Annotated in this window: 13 protein-coding genes and 1 pseudogene; 10 read left to right on the top strand and 4 right to left on the bottom strand. The window is 42.6% G+C overall.

Annotated features, from left to right (window positions below; translation table 11 throughout):
- Positions 1-453 precede the first annotated feature (453 nt).
- The 3 genes from P8O70_01085 to P8O70_01075 all read right to left on the bottom strand — a co-directional run bounded on the left by P8O70_01085 (position 454) and on the right by P8O70_01075 (position 4,622).
- Positions 454-1,320 carry a bestrophin family protein gene (locus tag P8O70_01085; protein MDG2195477.1) on the bottom strand — a complete coding sequence of 289 codons (867 nt, stop codon included), beginning with the start codon at positions 1,318-1,320 and terminating at the stop codon, positions 454-456.
- A 2,746-nt stretch (positions 1,321-4,066) separates the two neighbouring features.
- Positions 4,067-4,342: a hypothetical protein gene (locus P8O70_01080; protein MDG2195476.1), complete on the bottom strand. Its 276-nt coding sequence runs from the start codon at positions 4,340-4,342 to the stop codon at positions 4,067-4,069.
- Between the two features lie 118 nt (positions 4,343-4,460).
- The gene (locus P8O70_01075; GenBank protein MDG2195475.1) at positions 4,461-4,622 is read right to left on the bottom strand and encodes a hypothetical protein; all 162 of its coding nucleotides are present in this window, start codon (positions 4,620-4,622) and stop codon (positions 4,461-4,463) included.
- 341 nt (positions 4,623-4,963) lie between these two features.
- Between P8O70_01075 and P8O70_01070 the strand changes: the two genes are divergently transcribed.
- The 10 genes and pseudogenes from P8O70_01070 (at position 4,964) to P8O70_01025 (ending at position 11,646) form a co-directional block, all read left to right on the top strand.
- Complete coding sequence (locus P8O70_01070; GenBank protein ID MDG2195474.1) at positions 4,964-5,878, top strand: aldose 1-epimerase; 915 nt, start codon at positions 4,964-4,966, stop codon at positions 5,876-5,878.
- A 506-nt stretch (positions 5,879-6,384) separates the two neighbouring features.
- Positions 6,385-6,717: pseudogene (locus P8O70_01065) on the top strand (GFA family protein).
- 328 nt (positions 6,718-7,045) lie between these two features.
- Positions 7,046-7,348 carry an NIPSNAP family protein gene (locus P8O70_01060; protein ID MDG2195473.1) on the top strand — a complete coding sequence of 101 codons (303 nt, stop codon included), beginning with the start codon at positions 7,046-7,048 and terminating at the stop codon, positions 7,346-7,348.
- Between the two features lie 205 nt (positions 7,349-7,553).
- Entirely contained in the window at positions 7,554-8,009 is a 456-nt protein-coding gene (locus tag P8O70_01055; GenBank protein MDG2195472.1) for a GFA family protein, read from the top strand.
- Positions 8,010-8,432: 423 nt separating this feature from the next.
- Positions 8,433-8,762 (top strand): hypothetical protein, encoded by a 330-nt coding sequence (locus P8O70_01050; protein MDG2195471.1) that lies wholly within the window; start codon positions 8,433-8,435, stop codon positions 8,760-8,762.
- Positions 8,763-8,818: 56 nt separating this feature from the next.
- Positions 8,819-9,322 carry a hypothetical protein gene (locus P8O70_01045; GenBank protein ID MDG2195470.1) on the top strand — a complete coding sequence of 168 codons (504 nt, stop codon included), beginning with the start codon at positions 8,819-8,821 and terminating at the stop codon, positions 9,320-9,322.
- A 396-nt stretch (positions 9,323-9,718) separates the two neighbouring features.
- Positions 9,719-10,309, top strand: a complete 591-nt coding sequence (locus P8O70_01040) for a hypothetical protein (GenBank protein MDG2195469.1) — start codon at positions 9,719-9,721, stop codon at positions 10,307-10,309.
- Between the two features lie 293 nt (positions 10,310-10,602).
- The gene (locus P8O70_01035) at positions 10,603-10,746 is read left to right on the top strand and encodes a hypothetical protein (GenBank protein MDG2195468.1); all 144 of its coding nucleotides are present in this window, start codon (positions 10,603-10,605) and stop codon (positions 10,744-10,746) included.
- Positions 10,747-10,770: 24 nt separating this feature from the next.
- Positions 10,771-10,935, top strand: a complete 165-nt coding sequence (locus tag P8O70_01030) for a hypothetical protein (GenBank protein MDG2195467.1) — start codon at positions 10,771-10,773, stop codon at positions 10,933-10,935.
- 321 nt (positions 10,936-11,256) lie between these two features.
- On the top strand, positions 11,257-11,646 hold the full coding sequence (locus P8O70_01025) for a carboxymuconolactone decarboxylase family protein (protein ID MDG2195466.1): 390 nt from the start codon (positions 11,257-11,259) through the stop codon (positions 11,644-11,646).
- Positions 11,647-11,780: 134 nt separating this feature from the next.
- Here the strand turns inward: P8O70_01025 and P8O70_01020 are convergent.
- Positions 11,781-12,056: hypothetical protein (locus P8O70_01020; GenBank protein ID MDG2195465.1), on the bottom strand; the 276-nt coding region annotated here is incomplete at its 5' end.

Here is a 12,056-nt window from a genome sequence, read left to right as displayed (position 1 = left end):
AATCAGAAATCTTTTCTGGACAGGCTCATTCATGAGAGAAATCCATCAATGGTATCTCTAACAGACTTATTGCCTAGAAGACACTTACCCTACTTGGCAAGTGAGGGGTACTCCCAGCCCTTAGGCTGAAATTAGAATGTGGAAGGAAAACTTTTTTGTCAGGTTCTGACAAACTCTCTTTGCATCAACGGACAAACAAGATTTTGAAAACTTTCTTCTTAAATAGACATCAAAAAGCAATTTTTCTACCCAAGTTTATCTGAAAAATTAATTATCAATTTTCAGACGACTTCCATCCAGCAAAGACAGAATGGAGGGGTAGCTCTCAATTGACGAACTGTTGCCAAATGAACACAATGCTATCAGAAAAGTTGCTCCAGAACAATTGGAGCTTTTGTGTTTGAGGGAGAGCCCCAGTGGTAACCTGGGCTTCTGAAAGATCTAAGTCAGCAGTTAGCGTTCGAGAACGTCTTGGATGTCCTTGATGACACCATTGGTCAACGGCACGATGGGCAGGTCGTTGGGGTCATCGCCAAAGGGATCTTCAATCTCGAGACCGATCTCTTCGATACCCACCAAGGCATAGATGAAGAAGGCCATGATCACTAAAGTCATGTAGCCAAACTGGGGAATCAGGGCGAAGGGCAGAGTGACAAAATAAATCCCCATGAACACTTTGAGCTGGTTCACATAAGCGAAGGGCAAAGGTGTTTGACGGATTCTTCTCAAGGCATGTGTAGCCGCTTGCAAATCAGCAATTGATTGAACAATCGGGTTAAACTCCGAGGGATGCATCCAGCGCTTGCGAACACCTAAGCGCAGTTCCGTGTTCAGCATGCTGAGTAAACCATTGAGCTTGTTGCTGTGCTGATTCAGTCGCTGGTGGAGCTGTCCTGTCAGCTTTCCCATCGATTTCAGGGTGATTCCATCTCGCAAATCATCACGCATTGCTCCCATGAAAGCGGCTAATAGCATACCGATCTGCTGCCGGTATTCCTTCTCCTCCTCTGGAATCACTGCATTGGCTTGATTCATCAAGTTGCGGGCTCCGATGCACAGTGAACCTAGTTGCTTTCTCCCCTCCCAGTAGCGGTCGTAGGAGGTGTTTGTTCTAAAGACCAATAACAACCCGAGCGCGACCCCGACAATTGAGTGAGCTTGGGAGCTCATTTCGAACCTAAGTCCTGTGAACTCAAAAAATAAAATTAAGGCCAGAGACCACAACATCATTGCAAAGACGTAGGGCATCACTCGTGGAAGCACCGTACCTGTGTAGGCGAAAATGATCTTCAGGCGCTTGTCAGACTGGTAATTAATCATCGGACTTCTCTCAAAGTAAGCATCTAGGGCAGTGAGAATCTTTCTCCATCTAACTCCATGTACAACTGACGTAAGTATAATTTTTTCACAATGAGCAAAATTTTGGCCGATTCATCCTATAAAGAACGCTGACCTCAAATTGAATTGTGATCCTTAGAATGGCCTTAAACTCAGGGCGTTTTCAAACTTTCGCCTTTATCAAAGTTTTTCGACAAACATATTCTCATTATCTTTCGAACGAACCCATCTACTTGTCAACTTCTAGTTTTGGAATACTAGGATAGGAGCCTCAACGATTTTAGACACAAAAATAAAAAATCTGAACTGCTGTGGGGTACTTGAATTTTTCATAGTGCCAGGAGGGCTAGATGCTTCAACCTTGGAGAGAAGCGCAGAGGGGGATGGCCCGGTGCAGCGAACGGATCACAGGCGATACCAGAATCTACAAAAATGAGTTGGGGAGCTATTGAAGATTTTGGATCTGATTTATCCAAAACAAGGATCTGATTATGATAAGCAGCCTAGAACCGTTAGCAAATTGCTTCAGCCGATGTCTGGCACTTCAAGGGCTGTTTCGAGGACACCAAGAATAATGAAGATGGCCACCATGAAGATGAGCCAGATAAAGAAGTTTCTACCGTCATTCATTATAACTGACTCCTACTCTCTTGGATTTGAAGTTATAATACGGTTAATTAAGTAAAAATTTATAGAAACCTATTAGTCAGTAATGTCAAGTGATTGTTTTATAAAAATCTGCTGCATTGGCTGATTTCACTGAATCTTTAAGACTACGCAGCAATTAAATATAAAAGCTCGTAGAGCACACCAGCTATCAGAAGTACTGGGTTTGTCAGTTGCTTATCTGGGTAGTGAAACCAATGAACAGGGCCACAGTGTTCTCAAAGCAGGAGACTTGAGCAATAGCTACAGAAGTGAAATGAGCAGGAAGTGAGGTATTGGTGAACCGAAGAACCACAACCCATTGTGAAGTCTGGCAAGTTATGGTTCTTAGCGAGTCCGGTAGGGTAATGATTGGGATCTGCGGCGGATTTATTCAGGAAATATCTGGAACCTCCAGAAGTGTTTCTAGTACCGCGAGTGTGACAAATATTGCGACCATGAAGACGAGCCACACAAAGAAATTTCTACCTTCATTCATAGGTAGTTCTCCCGAGGATTGTTGAACTAAATCCGCAGAGAATGAAGGAAAAGTTTGCCTGGCACAATTCGGATGAGCTTCCAACTAGCTTGATTGGCCCAAAGGCTCCAGCTCTCCCAGGGAGGTGTTTTGAGTATTACCAATGAAGCGAAAATACAGCTCACGCAAACCGGTGAAAGCGATCCCTTCTTCCATCATTTCTATCTAATGTAATAACGCTTCCTTGCGAGCCAGTAAATCCATTTGGGATTTGGCCTCTGCAATATCCGGGGGAATTGTGTTTTTACTCTAAATCATAACTCGCATTATTTAGAACAGACTTTGAAGATAGACCTAAGTTTTAAGAGATTCTGAAAAGGAAGTTTTTGGGGTGGGATGTCAGAAGGTGTTTGACGGCCTTTTGTTAAGCTAATTATTCATAGAAAAGTGTAGAACTCAGCACCATACATCTGAAAAGTAGGCTGTTCAGGATCACTATCTCGGTTAACCCCATAGATTTTCAATTCGATTGTTTCAAGACTGTATGTAGACCTAAACCCCCATTTTTTATCTCTTGTGCTAGGATCCTCTAGAGTCAGTGAAAGTCCCCTAGTGAACTTATTCATTGAATTTTCATACGGATTCCTCGTGGGTGATGTTGTGTCTAAAATATACACCTCAGATTGCTTCAACTCTGATTTGCAATAGGTATAGCCCACATGAAAATTGATAAAGCCCCCCCGCGCCTAAAATCGCTTCTATTCCAGGACCAAACTTACATTTTGCATCAATCACGTTTTTAGCATGAAAATTATAGTGCTCAATCAAACCTCGAATTTCTAGTTCTGGTAGAGGACCAGGCTTTACCCGATATCCAGCAAAAAATTTATAGCTGTTTTTTTCAGTATTACTTCATTTGTCGTATTGTCATTCACAGAATCTATGCTCTCAAATTTCGTATCGTAGTCTAGCATATCAATTTTATTGAACGCCAACCCTTCACTGTAAGAAAACACTATGATTTGATCCGCTCCTTGAGTTGTAGATACCGACATAATCAGCAAGATAACAATTCTCAACAAGACACTGATCAATCTATTTTTTTTTGCTGGTACAAAATCTCAGACTAATTGTCACAAAATCTAATTTTGGATATTTCATAATTGTTTCATTTGATTCTTTTTTTTGCAATCAGTTGATAAATCCAATTTTTCAACCTTCACACCTCAGGAATTCCTAGAATATTCGGGGCATAGAGTCATTATCTCCAAAGAATTTGAATGAGAGCATTTTCATGCAATTTATATAAAAACAATTTTTTTCAAACTAGCTAGAGAACATTTGGGAAAGAGGTCAATTTGTATGATGTACTTTTAAAGGCTATGAAATGAATCCTGATGATCTCTGTATCTGCAGGGCTTTAAGTCGATAGCAAAGTCTCCATGATGCAATTCCGCTCTCCTGACACAGGACAAACGTCTTAAACTGCAAATCAACATTGTTTTTATCCAGAAGCGGATAACAGACTAGATCGGGCACACACTAAGGCCAGCATCAGCTATTATCCTTGGTGAGACCGGTAGAGAAGAAGGGAGGTCAATCGCTTTACTTCTGAAAAACCTCCTCGAAGAATGTGGCTGTAGCAGGCAACTCATCCACAAAAGGAAGCTTACCGGGTCTGCTGAGCAATTCTTTGATGTAGGTTTCTAATTGCTGCCTTTTGAGCTGTTCCATTGAGATCTGCTGCTGTAGATCTTCGATGCACAACTCCAACTGCTCCCGTTTCAATTGTTCTACTGCCTGTCGCTCTTGCTGATCCTTGAACTGCTCCCTCATCAGTTTCAGTTCCCCAACTAGCTCGTTGAATCCAGTAATGGGCATTTTGTGTCCTCGATAGCTGTGTGATCCTCTAATTGTCTGAATAACAGTGCATAGTGAATGCCCTGGTGAGGTCAAAAGCGCTGCCACATGCTCGAGTGATTTTGCAGATCATTGGAAATTATTCCCTTTTCTGCCCTAGCTTGTCCAACAGTTGCTGGATCGTTTGCTCCATCTGCAACCGCTGTTGCTGCTCCTCATTCAATTGCTTTTGCAGTTGCTCGATCTCCTTGGACAGTTTCAACAATTCTGCTGCGACCTCATTAAAATTGGAGAGAGACATGACAGGAACCTTTAGTGGTATTTTCGGAGTGTGCAAAACTCGTAAGGATCGACACGGGCGTAACTATAGTGAAAATGTAGCACCACAGCTGAAATTGATATAGGACGAACTTGCTGATACCTTTTGGCTTTATTTAATCAGCATTTTGAGCCCTTACGATCATAGGATGGACGACTAGGAATTGCTATTAAAGACTGTCTGGTGAGAAGCAGCAGAATTCGCATCATTGGCTTTGGCTTCATTGGGACACAGGCAAATGGGTTAGAGGATTTACTGTTTCTGCAGCGAAACAGAATACTACATTGATCAACCATGGGGAGTATCGGAGGAGCCCTCCATTGATGACAGGTAAACAGATGCAAAATCAAAAACAAATTGTTCTCAGCGATAGTCAAGGCAAGTTGGTTGTCAACCCCCTGATGGGTGGGGCTTTGGTCGGCTATGATTTCAAAACGAGCCAAGGATCGATTCCAATCCTGCGGCCAGGGGATTCATTTCATCGATCTGGTCCATTCAGTCTGGGCTGCAACGTACTCGTACCATTTGCAAACCGCGTCTCTGGTGGCGGATTTGAGACTCCTCAAGGAATTTTACAACTCTCTCCCAATCTGGTTGGGGAGCCTTTCCCTATTCATGGCAATGGTTTCCAAGTCCCCTGGCAAGTCAATCAAGTCAAGGATCATGAGATCTGCTTAACTTTACAGAGCCATGGGCCCAGTCGATTTCAATATTCAGCGCAGCTGCGTTATGTGTTTAAGCTGGGGTCATTTCAAATGGAGTTGGAGGTGACCAATGGGGCGGAGGAAGCGCTACCTTACGGCCTGGGTTTTCATCCTTGGCTTGCTCGAGAGGCAAATAGCCAACTCCGATTCAATGCAACTGGTTGCTGGCTCGAAGATCTCGAGCATCTACCGACAGAACATGTTCCACTGGGCTCTGGCTCCTCAACAGATTTTAGTACAGAGCATGATTTCCCTGATGGTTTGCTAAACAATGCCTACACCGGCTGGGATGGAATTGCAGATTTGATCCGGCCTCAACATGGATTATCCGTGCAGGTCAAGGCAGAAAACCCCCTGAATTGCTTGCAGATCTTCAGCCCTGCTGCTGTGGCAGATTTTGTTTGCATTGAACCTGTCAACCATACTGTTGATGCCTTGAACAATGTTGGCAAGCCAGGAACTGTCTGTCCTAAGTGGTTGGAAAAAGGAGAATATATTTCTGTGAAATGCTGTATTCAGCCGAGAATAGTATAAGGTTGATTGCAAATCATCCCGCACCCGGACAGCATTGATTCTACTGAACAAGTTATCACTTCGCCAAGAACACCTGAAGGCCCTGAAAGCCAGAAACCAAAAGAGATTGGAGAAACAGAATTGACAAAACGTGGTCAACACTAAGTGAGCAAAAAGGTGTGACGAAGATTCTGAGTGTCCAGTTTTTGCTCAAAATTTCGGAAGTGTTGTCAGTTGATCTGTTGAAGGGGGTAGGTGAGGGTCACTTGGTAGTACTCAGGACGGGGTACTGGATTACTTGACGGGGGGCTTGACTTCAATTATCTGCGATGAGATGTGTCAATACTTCTATCATTTGATAGGAAGCAATTTTACTGTTGCTCAAAAAAACAGATCCATATGGAGTGTTTATGATTGGGAACCAAGGTTGATGTCACTGTGGAAAAGTTAAATTTACTACGGACGACCTGTTGTTAGTAGGGCAGTGCCATTGTGCCTGATGTAGAAGGCTTTTTGGGGCAGTTGGTCTAGGGGCAGTGTTTGGTAAAGACGAAGTTGAAATTATGGGTGAAACCGTTGAATACACTTTCAATGGTGGCAGTGGAATGCCAGTTTATTTGCATTCATGCCAAGCGTGCTCAACAAGTATTTATAGAGAACCTGAGGCATTTAATGGAATCATATCTATAGTTTTGGGTGCCTTTGATAACTCTGTTGAGTTTGAACCTAAGGGAGAAATTTTCAAAAACTATAAAATGAAATGGCTACGAGATAGTGGCTGTATTCAAGAGTCCTTTGAAGAAACTGCCATCATGGAACGTATGCAAGCCCTGATAGAAAATTTGGATCAACATACTTAGACCGAAAGTTTAATTTTTGCCTGTGATCTCCTAACAGTTTGCATCACCCTAAGCAATTGCTCCATGATGCAACCCCACCTAACTAATCACACAAAGCCTCACACGGCACACCACCCTTGTCTTTGCCTAGGCTCTGAATATTGCCCTGGTGAGGTAGGTCCTAGCTTCTATACAGGTCTTTGTCATTGTATCTAAGTGTTCTTGACTTTTACTATTGACCTCCTTGAATCTTAGTCACCCAACTAAAAGGGCTGTTTTGATAAAACAGTCCTTAGTTTCAATGATCACTATCTGAAAGGAAGCTATGACAATTAAGTATGACAGACTGATGAATGTTAAACCGGGATCAATGCCCACAGTCGTAGAGATGGGAACAAAATTTCCAGAGTTAGCAAAAAAAATTCTTGGTGATGACTTTGTGGGGGATGTGAAATTTTATGCTAGGGTATTGGGCCCATTCAATCAGGTGATGTGGTCTTGGGAAGTTGAAAGTATGGATGAAGAGATGGCTCGAGCAGCAAAGCTTGATGCAAATCAAGAGTGGAATCAAATGGTCTCTGAACTTATGCCACATATTGAAAGTAGTTCGGTTGGTGATGCAATATGGATGGAAATTAGCAAAACGGATTAATGTAGATTTGTCTTTTAGCATCAATATGTTGAAGGGTGCTGGAGAAGTCACTGAGCCTGAACCAGCACCACTCAACCATATGGATGGACCTGAGAGAAGAACTTAACTCCAATTTCCTGCGATAAGATACGTCAGCACTCCTACCATTTTGCAGGAAGCAACTCTACTAACGCTTACTTGAATAACTGACTAGCCTGGAGATCCTATGATCAAGCATCAAGGTGGGTGTTATTGTGATCAAGTTAGATTCACCACAGAGTTCGACCCGATGTTGGTGATGAATTGTCACTGTAGGACCTGTAAGAAAATTTCTGGTGCCAATTTATCAAGTTTTGCTGCCTTTTATGAATCCGAAATCCTGATAACTGGTGATCGTCAATCCTTCGAATACAAAGGGACAAGCGGCAAGAAGATGGAGAAAGAGTTTTGTGGCCAATGTGGCTCACAAATCTTCACAAGACCGGAGTTGATTGAAGGAATGGTTTATCTGAATCTGGGGAATTTTGATGACTGGGAAGCCTTCAAACCCAAGGTTGAAATCTGGACAGATTATAAATCCTCTTGGCTTGGCAAGTTCGACTGTGTGGCTGAGACCTTCGTAGACAATGGGACTCTCGATAGAATACAGATGTTCATGGAAAATCTTGATCAACGAGAGTGAGCCACTGCTCTCAATTTTCACCTGCAAAGTCCAGTAGGTTGCTCATTATAAGCAGAACTTCTGTGGAATGCCTCCCCATACCTGATCAATCACAACATCTGCAAAGAGCCCTGACCAGTGATGTTGGCAGGATCGCGGGCTTGACTTCAGATACTTGTGATCATTAAAATTGGAACCGAATACTTAGTTGGCACCTGTTCTACTCTTGCTGACTTGTTGTTCAATTTCTTAAAGATAAGTAACACTATGAAAAAGATACTTTCTGTACTGATTGGCTTTGGCTTGTTAGCGTCCCCAGCTTTTGCCCAAAAGATTCCAGTCGAAGGATGATTTAAAGGCACTAGTACCAAAGTTGGAGAGATGTGGAGAGATTCTGGCAGAAGAAAACACTTTGTCAGTGCTAAATCCACTGGTGAGATAACTTTGTATGGTGAAGGCTTTGGTTTTAAGGGGAAAGCTGAGTCTGATTGGGGACTCACCATGCTTGATGACTATGGGAATGGTCGCATAGTCACAAAAGAAACTTGGACAACGGAAAAGGATTCGACTATTCAATTCAGAGGACACGCAAGTTGTGAGCTTACTTCAGCCTCGACAACCTGTGTTATGTGGTTCAAGGGATATGATCAGTATGCAGGAAAGATCTTGGAGCTGACATTCAACGAAAAAGATGCTGCTGAAAACGAAAAGGATGAAAATCCAAACCTGTATATGCTTGAAGGCATTGTGATGGATGAACCCAGCACCGAATAATTTCCAAAACAAAGCTTTGTACATCTGAGTTCAAAACAATGATAAGCCAGAATCACATGAAAAAAACCATCTTAAGCCTGATCACAGTTAGCTTCTTTGCTTTACCAATTTTTGCTGAAAAAATTCCCGTAGAAGGGTGGTATAAATCTACTGGTAGTGAGTTTGGTGAAAAGTGGAGGGATTCAGGCAGAAGAACCCATTTTTTCTCAGCAAAAGGAACTGCTGAAGTTACCATTTATGGAGAAGGTTTTGGCTTCAAGGGTAACGCAGAGAGTGACTGGGCACTTTCTATCTTCGACAAATATGTCAACGGATCAATTGTTTCACGCAGTGTTTGGACTTCTGAAAAAGACACGTTATCCGGCTTTAAAGGACATCAACGTTGTGATTTAACAGGTGGATCAACCTCATGTGTAATGTGGTTTAAAGGCTTTGGGGAATTCGAAGGAAAGATTCTTGAACTCAATTTCAATGAAAAAGATGCAGTTGAAACGGATGAAAAAGAAGGACCAAACTTGTACATACTTGAAGGAGTCTTCATGGATGAACCCGAGCCGTAATTAGGCCATTAGACAAATTAATTTCACTCGCCTCCTGACATTCTCAGTGCTTGCGATTTCTGAGATCGAGATCAAATGCCTTGCGATCCGACTCTCCACTCATGACTAATTTCACAACGCCTCACACGGCGCAACAGAACTCTCCCGACTCAGACTATAATCTTGTATCAAGATATACCCTTGCTTCCTTGCAGGTCTTCATCTGGGTGTAGTAGTGTTTCACTTGGCAATCCATTTACTTAGGTTGGATGCATTGGGTGAGTTCGTTATAGTGCTTCCGTGAACCACTAAATTTATTGAGATATTTGTTGTCTATCATTTGCATCAACTGGTAAGTAGATAATTATCTCGGTTTAGAATGCAAGGTTCCCAAAATTCTTTAGACCAGGATCCACCATGAAAACTCGTAAATTAATTGTGCTAATGGCCCTGCAGTTTTTTGTATTTGCTCCAGTAGGGTTTGCAAACCACCAAGGTGGCGGGTCTGGTTTGATCCTAGGACTCGGACTGCCAGTAGGGTTTGATTCAACAGGTAGTAATGCATCTGGAAGTATGGCAGATCCAGATTCATATGGCGGTTATAAGTTGTTCATCTCTCCAAGCTTTCTTCCCGTCGCTTTGGCTTACTCAAACTTCACCGCAGACTATGATGAAAGCACAAATACAAGCGTTAAGGGTACTGAGAAACACACCATTTACGAGATAGTGATCCGGATTCCACTTGGTGGGTTTGGGATGGGAATTGGCCTTGGAGTCGGCACCGTTGCTTTTACCTCAGATGATTCCACTAGAAAGGTGGAGGATTCGAACTTGACAGCCTACTCTGTCTCGCTTGTGACACCTCCCCTGCTGGGCCCAGTGCTCTTGTTAGGAGGTTTGGGGGTTATTGATGCCAGCGACTCAGATGTAAAAACAAATGGCACAAAATCAGGGACCTACAATGCCTCTGCAACAATACCTTATCTCGGGGTAATGCTTGCCTTCTAAATTCTGAATAATCTGCACTACCAAGAGCAGAGCCTCCATGATGTGATTCCTCAACACTGACCTCACACAACACCACACCGGATATCCCTACCCTTGTCTATGTACTTAGAATTTGTCTCACAACCTCTGCCAGGAGGACTTCAGTCAGTTCATGCTTAGGTTTCACAGACATACAGGCCTAGGTGAATTTTCTACATAGACATTGCTAAGAAATAATCTTTAGTTTCCTACTTAATGGTATTTTTGTATCTTTTTTTCAGTAAATCTTAATCCCTATCCTAACAGGAGAATCCATGAGAAAAAGTCTCTTACCTTTGTTGCTAGGTAGTCTGCTGCTTCCATCTGTAGCATTGAGCGGTGGTCAAGTGTCTAAACTAGAGTCGTTCAACGTTATGGTAGTTGTCTTGATGGGGAAGCTAAATTTCGATGAATGGTAAAAAGCTCATAATGAGGGTGCAGAAATGCGCTCAACATATGGAAATGATTTCACCGTTGGAAAAATTGATGACAAGACAGCAGTGGTCACCGGTAAAGTTTTTGATATGGATAAGATGAAGAATTTCTTCACCAGTCATCCTCAAATGAAGGAAATGGAAAAAAATATTGGTGCAAAGCACGTTATCTAATACTTTAGGAAGAGCCTCTTTCTGAAAAATAGATTGCAAATCTTTGTCTGCTAAATCTTTTCCCCATATCTTTACAAACTTGAAAAGATCGCATCACCATTACCACAGACTCAGTGATGAGACTTCCTGATTCCACTCAGATTCTTCAAGCCTAATAAAACTGTATCCATTTAATCCAAGAGGTAAGACGATATGGTCTTACCAACTCGCGATTTTTCTTGATACTTATGCAAACTAACAAGAATATGCCGATTGGTAGGTTTGACAGATCCCTTGATCTACAGGGCAATAGTGCTAGTTGAATATCCATGGAGATTCATCATGAAGAAGCTAACAATCATTCTATTTCTGCTGTTTCCAATTTCTGTAGCTTTTGGGGGAGGACACTCTAAAGGTCACCCCATTCTGACACCCTTGGAGCCTAAGGCTATGGAGGGAAAATACACTGAAATGTTGATGAATGAAGCAAACTTCCAGAAAGGCTCTGGATTTGATGCAAAAACGTTCCAGTTGATTAGTTTGGCTGCATCTGCAGGGATGAAATGTGAGTATTGTATTCTGGCTCACACAGCAATGGCAAAAGCGGCTGGCGCTACCGATGAGGAGATCAAGAGTGTTGCGATGATGGCTGGACTCATTGCCATCAACAGTACGATGCTTTACGCGAACCAATACGATATCGAAGAATTGAAAAAAATGTTTTCCAAGTAGCCAGTTCTTTCCTCACACATGGTCGCATCACCCTGTGCAAAGCTCCTGTGATGCGACACTCCATCCCAGCACTCCTCAAACCACTACGCCCCACCAGCAGAATTTTGGGAAGGTAAGGGAGTCCCCTGTCTCGTTCACTCGTAATCTTCCCAGTCCCAGTCCTGATTTTCTGCAGGATCGTAGTCCAAAACTTCTCTGACAATTTTATGACGAGCAAGTTTTCCACCCTCAAGATGACCTGTAACCATTGCTGTAATGCGTTTAACTGGGCTATCATTGTGCTTCGAAAAAACTCTGAATACACAAACACCATCATTTTGGGGTTGGCGCAGTTGCGTCGTTAAGACAAATGAAGTAATCTCCAAGATTTGGAGATCTAAGGATGCAATGTCATCACTGTGCTCATCCTG

It is taken from the genome of SAR324 cluster bacterium, from assembly GCA_029245725.1.
Classification (GTDB): domain Bacteria; phylum SAR324; class SAR324; order SAR324; family NAC60-12; genus JCVI-SCAAA005.
The sequence above is the reverse complement of the archived record's forward strand: the minus strand, read 5'-3'. Positions and strand labels throughout refer to the sequence as shown.

Coding starts and splice junctions, on each gene's coding strand:
- P8O70_01070 (MDG2195474.1), top strand. CDS start 4,964: ATGACAGGTAAACAGATGCAAAATCAAAAACAAATTGTTCTCAGCGAT.
- P8O70_01025 (MDG2195466.1), top strand. CDS start 11,257: ATGAAGAAGCTAACAATCATTCTATTTCTGCTGTTTCCAATTTCTGTA.
- P8O70_01035 (MDG2195468.1), top strand. CDS start 10,603: ATGAGAAAAAGTCTCTTACCTTTGTTGCTAGGTAGTCTGCTGCTTCCA.
- P8O70_01045 (MDG2195470.1), top strand. CDS start 8,819: ATGAAAAAAACCATCTTAAGCCTGATCACAGTTAGCTTCTTTGCTTTA.
- P8O70_01085 (MDG2195477.1), bottom strand. CDS start 1,320: ATGATTAATTACCAGTCTGACAAGCGCCTGAAGATCATTTTCGCCTAC.
- P8O70_01060 (MDG2195473.1), top strand. CDS start 7,046: ATGAATGTTAAACCGGGATCAATGCCCACAGTCGTAGAGATGGGAACA.
- P8O70_01055 (MDG2195472.1), top strand. CDS start 7,554: ATGATCAAGCATCAAGGTGGGTGTTATTGTGATCAAGTTAGATTCACC.
- P8O70_01030 (MDG2195467.1), top strand. CDS start 10,771: ATGCGCTCAACATATGGAAATGATTTCACCGTTGGAAAAATTGATGAC.
- P8O70_01040 (MDG2195469.1), top strand. CDS start 9,719: ATGAAAACTCGTAAATTAATTGTGCTAATGGCCCTGCAGTTTTTTGTA.
- P8O70_01075 (MDG2195475.1), bottom strand. CDS start 4,622: ATGTCTCTCTCCAATTTTAATGAGGTCGCAGCAGAATTGTTGAAACTG.
- P8O70_01080 (MDG2195476.1), bottom strand. CDS start 4,342: ATGCCCATTACTGGATTCAACGAGCTAGTTGGGGAACTGAAACTGATG.